Raw genomic sequence first — 18,640 nt, forward strand, 5'->3', positions numbered from 1 at the left:
GCACCTTTTTTAATAAGAAGGAATTAACTTTTTTCTGCCCATCCATTCTCTAATTAAAGCATTACATTCGTGTGGAGCCTTTGTAGGAACTTGATGTTTTGTTTGCTGGATATACGCAACTTCCGTTTCACGTATTACCCGGCGAAAAAGATATTGATAGGACTGAATATAATAATCTCTGGAACCGTAAATTAAAAATAACGGTACTTTTATTCTGTGAAGCCGATCGGCACTACTGTATTTTAAGCCAACATGATACTGGTTTGCTAACATTTGGGGATCTGTTCGTTTGATCTCTCTATACAATTCTTCCGCTGCTTGGTTATTAGAAAAATGGTTTTTGGCAAGAGCCCCTGCTAAGAGAGTCATTAACTCATTTTTGGCAGCCCAAATACCAAGCTTATATTCCTTCTCCAATAAAAAACTTCTTACTTCAAAGTAGGCACCAATGAGAATAAGGCCAGATGTTCGTTCGGGATAGATGAGTGCAAATTCTTGGGCGATACAGGCTCCGTTTGAGTAACCACAAATTACAGCTTTATCTATTCGGTTGGCATCTAACACCCGTTTCACATCATAAGCAAGTTGTGTCATTGTCATCGGTTCAGAACTCCGACCGCTACGACAATCACCTCTTATATCAAAAGTAATCAGCTTACATACATCCATTAACCCAACTTGATATCGAAACGTTAGGTGTCCGACACCAGGTGGAGGAATGAGAATAACCGCTGTTCCTTTACCGATGGTTTCATAGTAAATAGAGGGTTGATTCTTTTCTATTGCAAACGACATCTGGTTTATTCATCTCCTTCCACGCTTGGCCTAGAACGGGACACCAAGTGATAAGCCTATACGAATAATTTTATTCTTACTATTCCTTAACTTTCCCCTTATTATTCGGAGTAGTTTCACCCATTAATGGAAAACCGGAACGATTTAAAAATTAATTCATCATATAATAAAAAGAAAAATAGGTGCAGAGAGTGTGTTGATTACTACTTATTCCAGAGGGTAACACTCAGTTAAAGTAATAGATAAGCAAGCTATTAAAGAATAGATTTAACCAAAGACCTTGGCGTTGTAAAAAACCATGACAGAAGTGGAAACCACTAAAAAAGGTCGATTTTTCCTTTTTCAGTGGCTTTCAGAAGTCATGGGAGTTTTTTAAGTATGAAGTCTGGTACTTGTTCCAGACTAATTGTTTGGAAATCAGGATATGAACTCTGCTTATAGTAAAAGCCGATAATATACTCACCGTCATGGTTTCCACTTGATTTTTTAAGTACTTCTTCTAATTCTAATGGGTCATCTAGTTTTATAGCTTCTTCCCTTTGTTCAAAATTCAATTCCAAATTATTCTCATGAATAAATTCATACAAATCCCGATTTTCTTCATTCTTCATTACATACGCGTAAGTAATATCGTCGGCTGTTTCTCGTGCTTGTGAGAGAAGACCTTTTTCCTCTAGCCATTCTTCGATATGAGAATACGATTTTTTCCAGTTGATATTAAGAAATTTATTATCTTTAAATTCATATTCAATATCTGACCGCCAATAACGTTGATCGAGGATTTCCTCTAGCGTCTGCTCGGATACATCAGCTTGTAACATATGATGAAACTCTTCAATGTCCTGTTGGTTTGTTAAAATCACACGAGTCCCTGACTGATGTGCATTTATTGTAATATGATCAAGGTTTGTTAATTCTTCGACCTTAAGAACAGGGTTCTGATTCCGTTTGTATTCTGTAGATTCGAGAATCTCTCTATATTGGCTATCGTAAGCTTGAGGAGAGATATCATACTTCCTAACTATTTGGTCACCATTTTCTAAATCATATCGAACAGCGACAGAATTACTTTGATTTGACAAAGGTTTAAGCTGATCTTTTATAATTTGTTCGTGAAAGTTGCGAATGTTTTGAATGCTTTCACTTTGTTCATAATAATAACTTTGCTCAATATAATCGCGTTTATTATAATGAACATTTTCAATGCTTTGATCCAACTCTATTAAAGAATAGATGGATTCCCCAAAGTAGATACCTTCTATCTCATCGCTGTTCGGTATTTTTCTTTCAAAACCAAACATATCAATCTGAAAAGAGAATCCTAAAATCATAACAACAAGCGAATAAATAAGATATCCTTTCCATTTAGAAAAAACTCTCCAGCTTTTCTCTAAAATCATCATTGAGAGAAAATAACCTAGAAGAGATGCTGTAATATAACCAAATAAGATCCAACCAATACCACCTTGTAAGCTACCGAAATAGAGTCCACCAACTAGCATCGTGCAAAAGGTAGTTCCATACAAAAAAACAGGGCGTAATGATTCAAAGGCAATGGCTTGAGTCGCTGTTTCAGTATGTCTTCTGTTATAAACCAAACGCGCGCAAAGGTAAAAGCCGAGACTTAGTAGCAAATAAATAAGGACCTCGCTAAGGGTAAGCGGTATACGTTCCAACTGTTCTAACCTTACAAAAGGAATGACTCTATCGATTTGCTGATGCAAATAGTAATCAGCTGCAAAACCAAATAAATAAAATTCTAAATTAGTTAGGAATAGAACCGTAACTCCTACAGGAAAAACAAAGAGTATATAGGTTAGGGCTCCTTGTAAAACGGACATTCCTGTAAACATTGCTACAAATACTCCTGCTAAAAAGACAAAAACATTAAAAAGTGTGGTAACGCTCATCCATTTAAGAATAGACTGAACTGACAATAATTCATCATAGGGCATAAATTGACTTAACCCTAATAAAACGATACCCACCATAAAAACGGGAATCACTAACACAAGTAAACCAACTATAACGTGTTGATTAAAGAGGTGGCCTCTTTTAATAGGCAGGCTATGCGTAAAATCACTAGAAAGTTTTACTTGAATGTATCGAAATAAAAAAATAGCTAATAAAACGGGTAAGGTAAAAGTTAAGAAAATTTGAAATTCATGTGAAAGACCAAATAAACTTTTAGGGGGGATATACTGATAAAATTGATTATCGTTTGTATAAGCCATTAGAAGTTGCAAAGGTAAAGCAAACAGCAAACATAGAAAATAGCCTAAACTAACCCATCCGACATTACGAATGTCTTGTATAAAGATTCCTTGATTAAACAATAACGTTTTCAATCTCATAGCCAACATCCCTCATTTCATAGATAAATATTTCTTCTAAGGTTAACGGAAGTAAATCAAATATAGCCGGCTTCTGGGCTAACACATGAGCGGCAATATCGCTTTCTTTCCCTCGTACTATATAGAGAAGGACACTGCCACGCTCTTCTTTATAAAGAATAGAAAAATCATTTAAAAAGGCAGATGGTATATCTTGTTTAAAGGCCACTTGAATTTTATGTACGTCTGATTTCAAATCATCTAAATCTTTCTCAATAATAATCTTTCCCTCATGCATAATGGCAACATTGTCACAAAGGTCTTCCACTTCTCGTAAATTATGAGAGGAAATTAAAATCGTCAATTCACGTTCTGCGACATCTTGAATGAGAAGATTTTTAATTTTTTGCCTCATAACAGCATCTAACCCATCTAATGGTTCATCCAATATCAAGATAGCTGGCATCGCCGATAAGGTTAGCCAAAAAGCGACTTGGCGTTGCATACCTTTTGAAAGTCGATGGATTTTTTTTGTCACATCGATTTGAAATACTTTTTGTAACATCTTAAATCGCGTTTCGTTCCAAAAAGGATACATCGATTGATAAAAAAGTGCTGCTTGTTGTATCGTCGTATTCGGATAAAAATACAAAGAATCAGCGAGGAAAATCATTCTTTGTTTTATTTTTACGTTTTCAAATACTGGTTCATTATCAATAAGAACTTCTCCTTGGTTTGGCTTGTAAATCCCAGCAAGCATCTTTAAAAATGTCGTTTTTCCAGCTCCATTAGAACCAAGAAGACCATATATCGACCCCTTGCGTATATCAACAGATAGGTCCCTTATAGCCTCGACTCCTTCAAATCCTTTTTTGAGATTTGTCACATTAATCATCTTGGTTCACTCCTTTCGTTGTTTGTTCGGCAATCGTAATCAATGAAAGAATTTCTTCTTTGTCTATACCAAGGTAGAGGGCTTCTGATAATAACTTTAGCAATTCTTGTTTCATTTTCGTCACCTTCTTATTATTTGTGGTTGTTGCCTGAGGAGCAACAAATTTCCCTTTCCCTGGAATCGAATAAATATAGCCTTGTAATTCTAACTCACGGTAAGATTTTTGGATGGTGTTGGGATTAACTGTTAACTTTTGTGCAAGTACTCTTACAGAAGGAAGTTGCTGGTTTGGTTGATACACTTCATGAATAATCAGTTCCTTTAATTTACCAACTAACTGTTCATAAATGGGCACTCTGCTTCTGATGTCTAGTTGAAACATATGGGCCTCCTTTCAATGAGGATGTGTCCTATTAATCAGACTAACTGTATTACATAATATAATACGGTGAAAATGATTATGCAACACTAATTTATAAAAATGGAAAATAAAGTTACTATTTAAGACCAGGGAAATTCTAAAAAAATACCTTTTTTATCCTAGAAATAGGCTAATTATGGTAAAATAAAAAGTACATATATATCAGATTACTAGGTTCTTTAGGATGAATGATAAATGAGAGTTTTATTAATTTTACTTATTTTATATCCCTTTATTTTTCTATGCTGGACTTGGAGAAATAATTGGTTGGACGTTTTTTTATGGAAGTAACATCAACTAAAGGAATTAATACCTTTAGCGCTGGCAATAAGTATGGCTTTTTTTTAGACATTATAGTGAACTATCTGAAATAAAGCTTATTATTCAAATGAACAAATTAGTGAAACGGGTAGTAAAGACTTTATAGCAGCAAGTAAGGAAGATTGAAAAGTAATTGTTTTTTTCATCGTCTAGTTTATCTTATCCTTGTAGACCAAGTAAGGAACTCAGGTTATCCCTATTAAGGAGGGAAGGAATATGATTATTGGATTACATCACGCACAAATCACTATACCAAAGGGGACTGAAGAAGAAGGTAAGAAGTTTTATTGCAATGTATTAGGTTTAGAGGAAATTGAAAAACCAGATACTCTAAAAGGACGGGGAGGTTTTTGGCTGAAAGTTGGGAACATAGAGGTTCATATAGGTACAGAAGAAGGATTTGATCGATTAACAACAAAAGCACACTTGGCGTATCAAGTAGAAGATATTTCATACTGGAGAAGATTGTTAGAGGAAAATAGGATTGATATTTTAGATTCTGTGCCCATTCCTAATAATGAACGTTTTGAGTTTAGAGATCCTTTTGGTAATAGAGTAGAGATTATTAAAGAAATTTAGAATTTGCTTTTTTAAAATAGCATTTAGCGGAACAGAGGAAATCAATAAAATTACATATTAAAATAGTTTAAAAGGCTGTGTTTTATATGGGGATTTCATTAATTGTTGCGATGGATAAGAATAGAGTAATTGGAAAAGAGAATGATATCCCATGGAGAATCCCAGAAGATTGGAAGTATGTAAAAAATACTACAAAAGGATGTCCAATCATAATGGGTAGAAAGAACCTTGAGTCAATTGGAAGGGCTTTGCCAGAAAGAAGGAATATTATTTTGACAAGAGACAAGGATTTTAACTTTGACTGCTGTGAAATTGCTCATTCAATCGAAGATGTTTTTGACTTATGTAAAGAGGAAGATGAAGTTTTCATTTTCGGAGGAGAACAGATATATAATAAATTCTTGCCCTACGTTGAAAAAATTTATATTACGAAAATTCACCATGAATTTGAAGGAGATACATTCTTTCCAGAAGTTAATTTCGATGAATGGAAAGAAGTGTCAGTTGAAAAAGGAGTTAGGAATGAGAAAAATCCTTATGATTATTACTTTCATATTTATAGAAGAAAAACTTTATTTAGTTAACGCAATCCACCCCACTTACTTCCCTTTCATAACTTTAAATATTGATACTATAGTTTTGTAGTAAATTTATGTCGTTAGTTCAAGTCACTCTCTTTTGCAATTTTCAATAAAAATATACTTTACGTGGGGAATCACCCCTAATTCCCCTGGAGAATAGTCGAATAAAGATCCTAATTAGTAATATTTACTCAAAGAGGAGATGAAATAATGGGGATAAAGGTAAAAGTAATGAAATCTGATTCAGAAATCCTCTCTACTTTTAGTACAGTCAACGAGCTACGTCCACATTTGACAGTAGATAACTATTTAGAAAGAATCAAACGTTTACAACTGAATTATAATTTTAATTTAGTTGCACTTATGGATAATAATGAAGTAAAAGCAGTAGCTGGATATAAGGTTAACGAATCTTTAGCCTGGGGAAAATACTTTTATTTGGATGATTTAATTACAAATGAAGCTAGTCGTCGTAATGGGTATGCGAAAGTATTATGGGATTGGCTAATTAATCAAGCTAGGGAAAATGGATGTGAACAATTCCATTTAGATTCTGGGGTTCATAGACACGATGCCCATCGATTTTACCTCAAAGGTGGATTAGATATTTCTTGTCATCATTTTCAGATGTCATTAAATAGTAAGTCCGAATGTTATAGCTAGGTGGTTAGAACTAATAATAAAATATTGAGGAGGAATATCATCAAGGTAAATTACCTTTGTAGAATCCCAATAAAAATATAAGGGCTTGGGGAGGAATTATGACTATTAAAGCTATTTTTTTGGATTTTTATGGAACTGTAGTACACGAAGATGGAGAAATTATTTCAGATATTTGTAGGCAAATAAAAACAAATACCAATAAAGAAGAAGTTACATCATCTAAAATTGGAGGTTTTTGGTGGGATGAATTTTATAATTTGTTTAGAGAAAGCTATGGTGATTCATTTTTAACTCAACGGGAATTAGAAAGAATTTCTTTACGAAATACTTTAAACCACTACTCTTCTACATTAAAAGAAAATGAATTAAGTGAAATGTTGTTTAATCACTGGATGAAACCCGCAATTTTTAATGATTCGTTGGAATTCTTTAAAGAGAATACGATTCCAATTTACATACTCTCAAATATCGACCGCTCAGATATTTTGAAAGCTATTAACCTGCATCAATTAAAACTTAAAGAAGTCATTACAAGCGAAGATGTGAAATCGTATAAGCCTCGTTCAGAAATGTTTACATACGCTTTAAAGCAATGTAATTTATCCCGAAAAGAAGTAATACACGTTGGTGACTCTTTATCAAGTGATGTAACAGGGGCTAAAAATGTAGGGATTAAAAGTGTGTGGGTAAATAGGAGTAATAAAAAACACAATGGTAAAGTCCAACCAGATTTTATGGTTACGACATTAGCTGATGTTTTAAAGATTCCAACACTCGTCAAAATCTAAACTGTTTTTCCGAAGATTATTCAGCTAAATTTATTGGCATGGGAGCCCAAGAAGGAATTAGTAAACTAATATAAAAAAATTCATTTTTGGAGGTAGCGTATGAACCCTATATTAAATCAAATCGGGACAATTTTTATTCCTGTAAGTAATGTTGAAGCGGCTCGTGACTGGTATTGCGATATCCTTGGGTTACCAGCAGATGGGGAGATATTATTTGGTCATTTATATGTGGTACCTATGATTGGAACAGGAATAGTATTAGATAGCAAGATATATTCAGAGAACAATATTTTTAGAGCTCCAGCTTTTCATTTGAATACGGACAATATAGAGCAAGCGTACGAGTATATGAAGGGTAAGAATGTCGAGTTAACAACAGAAATTGAGCATAACCATTGGTTTAATTTCAAAGACCCTGATGGGAACCAATTAATGGTGTGCAAGTGTTAATCTTGTTTCACTAACAAATAGAGTTATTCAGTATGGAGCGCCTTCTTTTACTTTGATGGTGCAGAAGAATTTACTTGCTACTGGAGGAGAAGTGCTTGGTAACAAAGGAACAATTCTATAAGGATTATAGAGAAAATGAGCAACTCAGAGAAAGCTTTTTCGAGCTCGCTAACAGTATATTTGGCTTAAATTTTCAAAGTTGGTATGAAAAAGGCTTTTGGGGAAAGAGCTATATACCCTTATCATATGTGGTTGAAGATAAGGTAGTAGCCAATGTCTCAATTAATAGTATTGATTTAATCATTCATGGCAAGCAACATCGCGCCCTACAGGTGGGAACAGTTATGACACATCCCGATTACCGAAACAAGGGACTTTCTAGTAGATTGCTCTGTAAAGTTTTAGAGGAATATAAAAATACCTGCGATTTCATATATCTCTTTGCCAATCAAAGTGTCTTAGACTTTTATCCGAAGTTTGGTTTTGAAAGAGTGGAAGAATATCAATATTCTACGAAGTTTTCGACTAAACGCAAACCCAAAAATAAACTTCGGAAGTTAGACATACTAAATATGGATGACCTTAATTTCATCTATGTAATGTCGAATGAAAGGATACCTGTTTCAAGGCGTTTTGCTACAGGAAATGATCAGAGTATTTTAATGTATTATTGCTTAAATGTCTTTTTCGATAATATGTATTATCATGAATCAGAAGATGCTATTGTTATTTTTAATAAAGGCGAGAATCAAGTTGAGGTTTTTGATATTATCAGTAAAACCCCAGTGAATATATACAATATTTTATTGGGAATTTCTGGTGAAGGTACTACTAAAATCGTTTTTGGCTTCACTCCAGACTATAAGGGAGTATTATTTGAACGTAACAAATTAAAGCGTGATGGAGCTTTGTTTGTAAAAACAAATGATGAAAATATTTTTCCGGAATACGTTAAGCATCCTATTACTTCGGAAGCATAAGTCAAACGATTATGTGTTGTTCATATTGGTCACCGGGATTAAAAGAAAGGAGTTGTCGCTAAGACAGCTTTTTTTTAGAAGTTGAATTGGTTTAGAAAAACGGAGCAGGCAAAAAACTTAAATTTTTTGATTGACTCTCACGTGACATCAAAAATTGTTGAAAGAGAAACAATCAACTTGTTACATTAATTGAGACTGTTAATGAGTCGAATGCTAAAGTAGTAGCGGGCATGTCTAAAGAAGCAGTAAATGAAATTTATAAAAAACTTGTGGCAATCCGACATGCCTCTCCTAAGTCAGAAGTGACACAAGCAGCAATTAAAGAATGGTTTGATTGTTTAAATCACAACTTTGGAAATTATCCCTTGATGCTTTAAAAGGATTGGGGCAATTATATATTGGTGACGAACGCTTCACCATAAATATTGACCAATAGGGCGAAGGTTTAGCAAAATTCATGGCTAAGGCTATGGAGCACTTTGCAAATAGTAACAAAGAATAATATGAAAAGAGCATTCTTAAATGTTCTATTTAATGCAAGAAGAATTATAGCTAAGTTTATATTATAGTACGAAAAAGCCTTTTCTGTGGTGGTGAAAGGAAATTTAGTTAAGAAAAAAGTTATATTTATTATTGTATAAATATTCTCATTGTAGTATTATTATGCAAAACCTTATTTTTAGGAGGGAGGATTTATGAATAACACAAGATGGGAACATGAAGATATCTAATTATAATTGATATAAAAAAGATTTAGAACTAGATGTTATTTATAATTTTTTGTGCTATGAGTCAAATTGGTCAAAAGGCATTTCAAGAGAAGATGTTATGAAATCAATAAATAATTCTGCTCTTTGTTTTGGGGTATATCATCTAAATTCGATTAATAAAGAAAAGAAACAAATAGGCTTTGCAAGGGTCATTTCAGATTTAGTCACTCATGCTTATTTGCAGGATGTCTTTATTCTAAGTTCATACAGAAAAAAGGGATTGGGAAAGTGGTTGCTCGGTATCATTATTAATGATGAGAAATTAAACATACGTAGATTGATGTGTTGCACGGAAGATGGCCAGTCATTTTATTCCCAATTTGGTTTTAGTCTTCTAGATAAACCTAGTCTTTTTATGCAAATAAAAGGTAAAGGTGCGATTTAATATGATGAAGCTGCTAACTGAGTCTGAAAATCTCGAAGACTATCTTGAAGAATTAGAGGTCACCAATTTTTCGCATCCTTTAATTAAAGAACTTGTTGCTGAATTATTCAATGAGGAGCAGTCAGAAATTGAAAAGGTTAAGAGCGCTTTTCAATTTGTGCGAGATGAAATTTATCATTCATGGGACATTCAAAGTATACGAGTTACTTGTATAGCTTCAGATGTACTTAAATACAAGGAAGGTATCTGCTATGCAAAATCAAATTTGCTTGCGGCATTACTAAGAGCAAAAGGAATACCGACTGGTTTTTGTTATCAACGGCTGATGATATTCGATTTACCAGAGAAGGGATGTGCACTTCATACTCTTAATGGAGTGTTTCTTCGTTCAGTAAACCGCTGGATACGAATAGATGCACGGGGAAACAAACCTGGAATTCAAGCAGAGTTTTCTATAAATGAAGAAATCTTAGCATTTCCGGTTCAAGAAGAGTTTGACGAAATCGATTTTCCTACTATTTATACGAAGCCTCATCCAAAAACAATCGCTACTTTAGAGACGAATACTAATACAATCGAAATGTATAAACATCATCTGCCTGATAAATTATAACCTAAAAATTCTGGAGTCACACTTTCCTTCTAGGTGAATATCATGGAGTTGAAAGGAGAGGTTGAAAATGAATATACAGGGTTATGATTATCAGAATGAATACAGAAACACGGGAGCACTGCATGAGCAATGTAAAAATTATATGTCTCACCATGTGACTTTAACAATGAAAGACGGAAGTGCTGTTGATGGGATTATTGAAAATGTTGGTACGGATGGAATTAATGTATTAGTTGGCGAAGATGTGATGGAGCGAAGTGAACAGGATGAGCGGTATTATGGCGGATATGGTTATGGGTATCCAAGAAGACGGTTTAGACGATTTAGACGTCAATTTTTTCCGCTTGCCACTTTAGCGGCATTATCATTATTCCCATATCTTTATCCCGCACCATACCCATACCCATACCCATACCCTTACTATTAATCATTAAGAAACTAACGAGAAATTTTTCACAAGCATTACCTAAATTTATTAATGTGATTGGCGTAGGTTCGATCGAAAGTGAGCTGTTGTATCATTAATACAACAGTTCTTTTTATGTTCTTCAATTAAAAAGACAGAAATTAACTGTATTATTATGGTAAGGTAAGTTGGAAAAGTCTCTATTATCTTATTTGCAATCGTCCTTTTATTGTGTCATCTCATGTCAAATAGGGGAAATGGCTCTAGTTAACTTCGAATTAAAAAGAGGAGAAGAATATGAATATTAGGGAACTATATATAGATGAAAAGCCACCAATGGAATTATTGTTATTGGCGGACCCTTCTCGAAAACTTGTTGAGGAATATGTAAATAGGGGGAAATGTTTTGTAGCTGAAGTGGATAGACAAGTTATTGGAGTTTATGTACTCCTTCCTACTAGACCCAGTACGGTGGAATTGGTGAATCTTGCAGTTGTAGAGGAGAGTCATGGTAAAGGAATAGGGAAACAGTTAGTAATTGATGCCATTCAAACCGCCAAGACAAGGGGATACAAGACGATTGAAGTAGGTACTGGGAATTCAAGTATAGGACAGTTAGCTTTTTATCAAAAGTGTAACTTTCGCATGATTAGTATTGATAGAGACTTCTTTGTTAGGCATTATCGAGAAGAAATTTTTGAGAATGGTATCCAGTGCAGGGATATGATTCGCTTATCTCAAGATTTATGATCACGAAACTAGAGGCTTCATTCATATTAAAAGATAAGGATATCCATGAATACATACCATATTAACCCTAATAGAGAAACGTTATACGGGTCTTTTCCAAGGAGATTTAAATCCATGACATCACTAATTGGTTTTTCCTTATTAACGTCAACCATAACTAATTCATCTACAATATCTTGGTTCATCAACGCAAAAGCGTAACTTGATCCTACAAATCCAGTACCAATAGCTACACGTCTAACTCTCTGATTCGTCATCATCCGGTCATTCCTTCTGCTCGTAAACTTATAATGCTACTTATTTTTAAATTTAACAATCTTTATTCAAAAATCCGAAGTTAAACTCACATCCAAAAGTGTCTAAATTTGTAAAATGGCTCGATTCATTTTAAAATTATAGGTGTGTAAATTAGTCAGCAAAAAAGTAAAAGTTTTTTGGACAAAATAACAATGCAACGAATGAAGAAAAGAAAGCATAGAATTAGGGTATTGGAGAGACAGCCAATAGAAAATAAGGTGGAGGTGTGAAATGAATAAACAAACCATTTATAAAAGTGAAAAAGGAAAAGGAGATATTGCACAACATTATGAAAATTATCTCGATTCATTTAAGTTTGAAGTCGAACGAATGTATATTAAGACAACTTACGGCAAAACTCATATGCTTGTAGCAGGTCCCCCAGATGGAAAACCTTTGTTCATATTCCAAGGTGGGAATTGTATTAACCCCATGACATTGTCTTGGTTTTTGCCAATGATAGATAACTATAGAATCTATGCACCAGATACTATTGGTCATCCTGGATTTAGTGACGAAAATAGGATTTCAGCAAAGGATGATAGTTTTGCTCATTGGATAGAAGAGCTGATGAATTATTTTAATATTGAAAGTAGTGCATTTATTGGTCCGTCATACGGGGCTGGAATTATTTTAAGATTAGCAACATATATGCCCGGCAAAATTGATTGTTCCATTTTAGTGTCTCCAGCAGGAATAAAGTTGGGTTCTAAAATTAAAATGATTAAGGATATATTACTTCCCTTAGTGCTATTCAAAGCGACTTCATCGGAAAAACATCTTCATAATATTACTGGAAGAATGTCAGACGATTCCATGAAAGCCATCGACAAAAAAATTATTGGTGATGTATTTAAATACATAAAGTTAGAACAAGAAATGCCTAAATTAACAGAGAAGAACGAACTAATAAAGTACAACGCACCAACTTTAATCATAGCAGGAAAAAAAGATATTTTCTTTCCGGAAAGTAGATTAAATAAAGCAGCTAAAGTCATTATTCCAAATTTAATAGCATTTAAAACTTTCGATATGGGACATTTCCCCTCGGAAGAATATTTAATAAAGATTAACAGTGAGATTAAAGAGTTTTTAAGAGATCATTACTAAGTATCTCTCTTTGGGAAAGACGCTCCTTATGATGTTTTAAAGAAAATGTCATTTTAGTTGGAGTTGCTACCGCGCAACTCTTTTTCTTATCCTCTAGTTTCGCAGAATAGTTGATTATAAACAATGAACTACTATATTAAAATTTTATGTTAAAATGAGCAAATAATGCATTATATTGTTATTTATAAAGGAGGCATAATGTTAGATTTTATTTTATCAAATTTGTCGTTCCTATTTATTTTGGCAGTAATTGGAACGGTTATAATATTAAAAGTAAAAGCAAACAAATTTAACAATATTACAAACAAAGAAAACGATGAAATTCAACACTTAAAAAACCGTGTAGAAGCACTTGAAAGAAGAGAATAATACTATGCTTATCCCCCAGCAAGGGAACTTTACTTTCTTTTGCTTCTTAATCTAAGGGAATAGAAATAACAATTAATTGAGTTAAATTTCTTGAGGAGTGATGATTTTGGAAAAGCGCATTATGTTGTTAATTCCTGGCGGCTTTTTAATTGGATTAGGAATAGGTTTAGCGTTAAATAACCCTGCTCCTGGTATGTTTATTGGTCTTGGGATAGGTTTTATTATCATCGCTGTTTACTCATTAATACAGGGGAATGCTAGTAATAAAAACAATAATATAGACCATTAAGTAGGGCACAACAAAAGGTTATTGTTCCTCTATATTATATTTCTGCGTTGAAGTTAAACTTAAATTTAGTTTGGAGTGAGACCATGAGCAGAATTGACTACATAAGGGAAGAAGAGAAAAAGTATCATGATTATTGTTACGATAATTATAAATTATTTGAAAAGGGTTCATGGTTACATAAACCTGTAAAAACAGTAATGGAAACTCTTCTATTATTTGATGGTATGAAAAACCTTAATATTTTAGATTTAGGTTGTGGGGTAGGAAGGAATAGTATTCCTCTAGCTGAAGCGGTGAAAGAAAAGGATGGGAACGTCGTTTGTGTTGATTTATTAGATTCAGCTTTAGTTAAATTAAATCAATATAGTGAAGAATATGAAGTAAATGATGTAATTCATACTGTAAAAGCAGATATAGGTAATTTTGATATAGAGTCTAATGAATTTAACTACATTATAGCGATTTCAAGTTTAGAACATGTTCAATCAGAACAGATTTTTGAAAAAGTACTTCAACAAATGGCAGAGGGCACTAAGGATAATGGAGTTAATTGCATCATTGTTAATTCAGAGGTTGAAGAAATAGATTATGAAACCAGTAAGGTATTAGAGCCCTTGATGGAGGTAAATCTACCAACAGAGGAAATGTTGAATAAACTTAAAAAAATTTATGAGGGGTGGGAAACCTTAAAAGAAATTGTTAAACCCCTAACTTTTGAGATTGTTCGAAACGAACGAAAAGTAATATTAAAAACCAATGCCATAACGTACGTTGTAAGCAAAAATTTCAAATGATTTATTAGATTGTCATGAAAAAACTATTATTACTTTTCTACTCTTGGAGATATATTTCTGATGGATGAGTAGGAGGGGGGGATGAACTACCCAAGATTGATTTGCGACTAATGTTCTTTTTCTGGGGGACATTTCCTTTATGGGGAAGATGCAGCAAAAAGTATTATCAGTAGAGCTATTTATTAATTGGTGGCTAGTGTAGAAAGTGTAATACTAACAAGCAAAAAAAGATACTTAATTTAGAGTGCTCATGCTGCTTTTTTTATGCTGATTTATAGAAGTCTTTGTAGAAATTTGTTGATTTGAAAGTGTTTGCTTGATAATATAAATGTAAGAGCTGATAAAGGCAAACTTACCCAAAGGTGAGGACGCAAAGCCACGGGCCTAAGACAATTTTGTTAAGGTAGCCGGGTTACCACAAATGAACTGTAACCACAAGTGGCTGTCAAACGACAGTCGCTTTTTTAGGTTTTTATTACGGTTTCTGGTTTTACCATACCTGTTTCGTAGAAAAAATGATTTCTTCAAGGAAACGTCGGCCTAGATAATAGAAGTAGATGATTTATGAGAATTACCGAACAAAGAATATTGATAAAGTATTCACACAAAATATTAGAAGAACAAACCATTTATGAATGAAAGTAAAAATATATTAGAAAAGTACATGGGATGCAGGGTGCAAATAAGTGCTTATTCTCCGCGTCTTAACTGATATTATGGAGGGGATGAATCCAAATGATTATAGAACCACTTGTTGAGAAGGTATTTAGCGAAACAACTGATCCAATAACAATTATTAAAATAGAAGAAAATTATCATTTTGTTATTGTTTATGCTAACAATGCCTCGTTCAGGTCTGGACTGATTAAAGAAGAAGATATTGGTAAGCCGGTAGGAGAAGTGTTTCCAGCTGTAATCGTTCCTCATTTCCTTCAAGCGTATCGCCAAGTTAATGAGGGGGATGCCCTTTATATAGTTGATCGGAATATTCAAATACCAAACGGAAAAACGTTCGGCAAACTCTCTTTTTATCCTTCTTATGAGAATGGAAGTTGCGCGTATATTTCACTTTTCGCGGAAGAGCTTAAGGTTAACAAGCAGCAGCAGCGTGAAAAAGCTGAAATTAAGTATCCGCAGTCTACGGATGATTTTCTCAATAGTTTAAATGAACCCGTCATTATACTTGATACTTCAATAAAGGTACACCAAGTTAATCAAGCCTTCGTAGAGTTGTTCGGGTGGACCAATGAGGAGCTGGCAGGCAACAACTTATATGATGACTACTCATTCGTTCCTAAAAATAAAAAACATGAAAAAGAGATGATTACTAGTCTTTTATATAGTGGGTCGAAAACAAAGAATCTTGATTCCAAGCGTCATTGCAAGGACGGAACTCAACTAGACGTATCGTTCTCTATTTCACCTTTAAGAGATCGAGATGGAAATATATCTGCCTTAGCTATAGTGTACCGCGATATTACCGTACATAAAGTAAATGAGCAGTTATTATTTGAAAGTGAACAAAGGTTCAAGTCGTTATTTTATCACAACCCGGACGCCGTCTTTTCATTTAACCCACAAGGAGAAATAATGAGCTTTAATGAGAGGACTACTGTTATTTCTGGATATACTCCCGAAGAGTTATTAGGTCAACAAATCCTCTCGTTTTGTCATCCAGATGATGTCGAAAAAACAGCTATGAATGTACAGAGGGTGCTACAAGGTAACGCTATGAATTTTGAAATACGTGTTTTGCACAGAACTTCAGGAGATTACTTTGTGATGAATGTAACAAACCTTCCCATTGAAGTTACCGATGAAATCATAGGTGTTTACGCGATTGCAAAAGATGTGACTCCGCTTAGGGAAGCAGAAAAGGAATTAATGGAAAGCGAGCAACGCTACAAATCATTATTTAATTATAATCCTGATGCAGTTTATACAATAAATCGTGAAGGATGCTTTGAAAGCTGTAACCATTCTATAAAAGAAGTTTTAGGATACTCTGCAGAGGAATTAATAGGAACCTCCTTTGAACCAATTGTTCATCCGGATGATCTCCCTCATACGATGGAGGGGTTTCTCGCGGCACTTCAAGGTGAAATTAGACAATATGAAGTACGATGTTTTAGGAAAAATGAAGACTTTTATTCAACTTTGTTTATCACAAATATCCCAATATATATAAATGGTCATATTGTAGGCGTTTATGGCATTGCAAAGAACCTAACGGAATTAATAAGTGCAAAGCAGGAGCTTTATGAAAGTGAGGCGCGTCATCGTAAGTTTATAGAAGTCTCCCCCGATCCAATTATCGTTCATCATAACGGTTTAATTGAATATGTAAATCAATCGGCTCTGGAATGCTTACGGGCGGAAAATGACACTTCACTTATAGGTAAAACGATTAGCGATTTCATTGATTCTGAATCATTAGAGGTTTCTGTACTTATAGAAAAGGAAATTCAAAAAAAAGGCTTCGTAAAACAGGCTCAAGAATTTATCATGTGCCGGATGGATGGTTCTAAAGCATACGCTGAAATGACAGGGACGCGTTTTGAAATGAATAAAAAGTCAATGTCGCTTATCATCTTTCGGGATATTTCAAAACGCAAACAGTCGGACCAATTAATTGAGTTTATGGCTTATCACGATTCACTAACGAAGCTTCCTAACCGAGAATGTTTTTATAAACAAGTAAAAAATAGTTTGGTAAAAAATAAGATTGGCGCCATGTTTTTCATTGATCTCGATCGATTTAAATTTATCAATGATATGCTCGGACATAGAATCGGTGACCTCCTATTAATTGAAGTGGGCAACAGACTTAAGAAATTTGACAATGGTTTGTTATCGCGTCAAGGGGGCGACGAATTTACGGCTTTCTTTCCCGGGCAGTCTAGAAAAGGTGTAGAGCAGATAGCAAAGTCAATAATCCAGGAATTATCAGAGCCTTATATTGTAGATGGGCAAGAATTATTTGTAACCCCAAGTATTGGTATTAGCATGTATCCACATGACAGCCGTGATATTGATATGCTCATTCAACAGGCAGACGCTGCCCTTTACGAAACGAAGGTATTAAACGGGAACACTTTCACTTTTTTTAGCAGTGCGATGAAAGATAAAAATGACGAGAAAATGACGCTGAGCAATGACCTTCGTAAAGCTCTTGTCAAGGAGGAGCTTTACTTATGTTACCAGCCGATATACGATATTCGTGAACAAAAAATCGTTGGCACGGAAGCGCTATTACGTTGGCAACATGCAGTCCATGGCTTTATCGGACCGGATCATTTTATTCCAATTGCAGAGGAGACAGGACTTATTTTGCCGATTGGCGAGTGGGTGCTTCGTACTGCGTGCAAGCAAATGAAGAAATGGATTGGCGAAGGCTACCACTTTAACATTTCGGTTAATCTATCGGTTAGGCAATTTATGCAACACGATCTAATTGAAATGATATCGGGAATATTGCAAGAAATTGATCTTGACCCGCACTACTTGAATTTAGAAGTAACAGAAAGTGTACCGTTATTAGACATTGACGCTGCTATTATAAAATTGGAGGAACTTAAGCAACTAGGTATTACGATTTCTCTGGATGATTTCGGGACAGGTTATTCTTCCTTGAATCACATTCGTTTGCTCCCATTTGACTTTTTGAAAATCGACAAATCCTTTATTTTAAACCTACATGAGGATAATTTTAATGCATCCATTGTTCATTCACTGATTTCGATTGCCCATCAAATGGGCAAAAAAGTTGTAGCTGAAGGTGTAGAAACGGGGGAACATTTACAAATATTACTCGATTCAAAGTGTGATGAAGCACAGGGATACTATTTAAGCAGACCTTTAAAAGCATCGGTCTTCGACGAGTTGTTAAAAAAAAGCAATAATGTAAATTGAGTACCTAGATGTTACTATTCTAAAAAGTGATTGTTCACTCGTCTTAGTCAGAGTTTTGCCGTGGATCCAACCAGTGCGGGCATGACTCCTTAGGTAGGGAATGGATTTTGAATGAGATCCCTCCTTTCTTATGTTGGTG

21 protein-coding genes, 1 pseudogene and 1 riboswitch are annotated in these 18,640 nt (G+C 34.3%); of the genes and pseudogenes, 17 read left to right on the forward strand and 5 right to left on the reverse strand.

The features are described 5' to 3' along the window. Window positions 1-9 precede the first annotated feature (9 nt). The 4 genes from CEF19_RS15965 to CEF19_RS15980 all read right to left on the reverse strand — a co-directional run bounded on the left by CEF19_RS15965 (window position 10) and on the right by CEF19_RS15980 (window position 4,405). Complete coding sequence (locus CEF19_RS15965) at window positions 10-795, reverse strand: alpha/beta fold hydrolase (RefSeq protein WP_100406967.1); 786 nt, start codon at window positions 793-795, stop codon at window positions 10-12. Window positions 796-1,154: 359 nt separating this feature from the next. Further along, entirely contained in the window at window positions 1,155-3,149 is a 1,995-nt protein-coding gene (locus CEF19_RS15970) for a DUF6449 domain-containing protein (RefSeq protein WP_100406968.1), read from the reverse strand. After that, complete coding sequence (locus tag CEF19_RS15975) at window positions 3,124-4,023, reverse strand: ABC transporter ATP-binding protein (RefSeq protein WP_100406969.1); 900 nt, start codon at window positions 4,021-4,023, stop codon at window positions 3,124-3,126. Before CEF19_RS15975 ends, CEF19_RS15970 begins: the two co-directional genes overlap by 26 nt. Continuing rightward, complete coding sequence (locus CEF19_RS15980; protein ID WP_100406970.1) at window positions 4,016-4,405, reverse strand: GntR family transcriptional regulator; 390 nt, start codon at window positions 4,403-4,405, stop codon at window positions 4,016-4,018. Before CEF19_RS15980 ends, CEF19_RS15975 begins: the two co-directional genes overlap by 8 nt. A gap of 576 nt (window positions 4,406-4,981) precedes the next feature. Between CEF19_RS15980 and CEF19_RS15985 the strand changes: the two genes are divergently transcribed. The 12 genes from CEF19_RS15985 (at window position 4,982) to CEF19_RS16030 (ending at window position 11,730) form a co-directional block, all read left to right on the forward strand. After that, window positions 4,982-5,344: a VOC family protein gene (locus CEF19_RS15985; protein WP_100406971.1), complete on the forward strand. Its 363-nt coding sequence runs from the start codon at window positions 4,982-4,984 to the stop codon at window positions 5,342-5,344. Window positions 5,345-5,430: 86 nt separating this feature from the next. Then, window positions 5,431-5,928: a DfrD/DfrG/DfrK family trimethoprim-resistant dihydrofolate reductase gene (gene dfr, locus CEF19_RS15990; protein WP_100406972.1), complete on the forward strand. Its 498-nt coding sequence runs from the start codon at window positions 5,431-5,433 to the stop codon at window positions 5,926-5,928. Between the two features lie 207 nt (window positions 5,929-6,135). Then, a complete protein-coding gene (locus tag CEF19_RS15995; RefSeq protein ID WP_100406973.1) occupies window positions 6,136-6,588 on the forward strand; it encodes a GNAT family N-acetyltransferase in 453 nt (150 codons plus the stop codon). A 98-nt stretch (window positions 6,589-6,686) separates the two neighbouring features. Continuing rightward, window positions 6,687-7,376 (forward strand): HAD family hydrolase, encoded by a 690-nt coding sequence (locus CEF19_RS16000; protein WP_100406974.1) that lies wholly within the window; start codon window positions 6,687-6,689, stop codon window positions 7,374-7,376. 99 nt (window positions 7,377-7,475) lie between these two features. Further along, window positions 7,476-7,826, forward strand: coding sequence for a VOC family protein (locus CEF19_RS16005; RefSeq protein WP_100406975.1), 351 nt, complete (start codon window positions 7,476-7,478; stop codon window positions 7,824-7,826). Window positions 7,827-7,921: 95 nt separating this feature from the next. Continuing rightward, window positions 7,922-8,806, forward strand: coding sequence for a GNAT family N-acetyltransferase (locus CEF19_RS16010; RefSeq protein ID WP_100406976.1), 885 nt, complete (start codon window positions 7,922-7,924; stop codon window positions 8,804-8,806). A gap of 230 nt (window positions 8,807-9,036) precedes the next feature. Next, complete coding sequence (locus CEF19_RS23225) at window positions 9,037-9,183, forward strand: TipAS antibiotic-recognition domain-containing protein (RefSeq protein ID WP_157800976.1); 147 nt, start codon at window positions 9,037-9,039, stop codon at window positions 9,181-9,183. Window positions 9,184-9,188: 5 nt separating this feature from the next. Continuing rightward, window positions 9,189-9,242 carry a hypothetical protein gene (locus tag CEF19_RS24290; RefSeq protein ID WP_406565392.1) on the forward strand — a complete coding sequence of 18 codons (54 nt, stop codon included), beginning with the start codon at window positions 9,189-9,191 and terminating at the stop codon, window positions 9,240-9,242. A gap of 344 nt (window positions 9,243-9,586) precedes the next feature. Further along, a complete protein-coding gene (locus tag CEF19_RS16015; protein ID WP_406565363.1) occupies window positions 9,587-9,961 on the forward strand; it encodes a GNAT family N-acetyltransferase in 375 nt (124 codons plus the stop codon). 4 nt (window positions 9,962-9,965) lie between these two features. After that, window positions 9,966-10,574 carry a transglutaminase-like domain-containing protein gene (locus tag CEF19_RS16020; RefSeq protein ID WP_100408341.1) on the forward strand — a complete coding sequence of 203 codons (609 nt, stop codon included), beginning with the start codon at window positions 9,966-9,968 and terminating at the stop codon, window positions 10,572-10,574. A gap of 67 nt (window positions 10,575-10,641) precedes the next feature. Beyond that, complete coding sequence (locus CEF19_RS16025) at window positions 10,642-11,001, forward strand: hypothetical protein (protein WP_100406978.1); 360 nt, start codon at window positions 10,642-10,644, stop codon at window positions 10,999-11,001. Between the two features lie 276 nt (window positions 11,002-11,277). Next, window positions 11,278-11,730, forward strand: a complete 453-nt coding sequence (locus CEF19_RS16030) for a GNAT family N-acetyltransferase (RefSeq protein ID WP_100406979.1) — start codon at window positions 11,278-11,280, stop codon at window positions 11,728-11,730. Between the two features lie 104 nt (window positions 11,731-11,834). Here CEF19_RS16030 and CEF19_RS16035 read toward each other — a convergent pair. Then, window positions 11,835-11,987: pseudogene (locus tag CEF19_RS16035) on the reverse strand (lactate/malate family dehydrogenase); the annotation flags it as partial. A 271-nt stretch (window positions 11,988-12,258) separates the two neighbouring features. On the opposite strand from CEF19_RS16035, the gene CEF19_RS16040 reads away from it, so the two are divergent. The 5 genes from CEF19_RS16040 to CEF19_RS16055 all read left to right on the forward strand — a co-directional run bounded on the left by CEF19_RS16040 (window position 12,259) and on the right by CEF19_RS16055 (window position 18,501). Further along, window positions 12,259-13,137 (forward strand): alpha/beta fold hydrolase, encoded by an 879-nt coding sequence (locus CEF19_RS16040; RefSeq protein WP_100406980.1) that lies wholly within the window; start codon window positions 12,259-12,261, stop codon window positions 13,135-13,137. 198 nt (window positions 13,138-13,335) lie between these two features. Then, window positions 13,336-13,506, forward strand: a complete 171-nt coding sequence (locus CEF19_RS23230; RefSeq protein WP_157800977.1) for a hypothetical protein — start codon at window positions 13,336-13,338, stop codon at window positions 13,504-13,506. 106 nt (window positions 13,507-13,612) lie between these two features. Continuing rightward, window positions 13,613-13,795, forward strand: coding sequence for a hypothetical protein (locus CEF19_RS16045; RefSeq protein ID WP_100406981.1), 183 nt, complete (start codon window positions 13,613-13,615; stop codon window positions 13,793-13,795). 83 nt (window positions 13,796-13,878) lie between these two features. Continuing rightward, the gene (locus CEF19_RS16050; protein WP_100406982.1) at window positions 13,879-14,589 is read left to right on the forward strand and encodes a class I SAM-dependent methyltransferase; all 711 of its coding nucleotides are present in this window, start codon (window positions 13,879-13,881) and stop codon (window positions 14,587-14,589) included. Between the two features lie 335 nt (window positions 14,590-14,924). Further along, window positions 14,925-15,009: riboswitch (cyclic di-GMP riboswitch) on the forward strand. A gap of 315 nt (window positions 15,010-15,324) precedes the next feature. Then, window positions 15,325-18,501, forward strand: a complete 3,177-nt coding sequence (locus tag CEF19_RS16055) for a PAS domain S-box protein (protein WP_100406983.1) — start codon at window positions 15,325-15,327, stop codon at window positions 18,499-18,501. Window positions 18,502-18,640 lie beyond the last annotated feature (139 nt).

The organism is Bacillus solitudinis (assembly GCF_002797395.1).
Taxonomy (GTDB): domain Bacteria; phylum Bacillota; class Bacilli; order Bacillales; family Bacillaceae_D; genus Halalkalibacter_A; species Halalkalibacter_A solitudinis.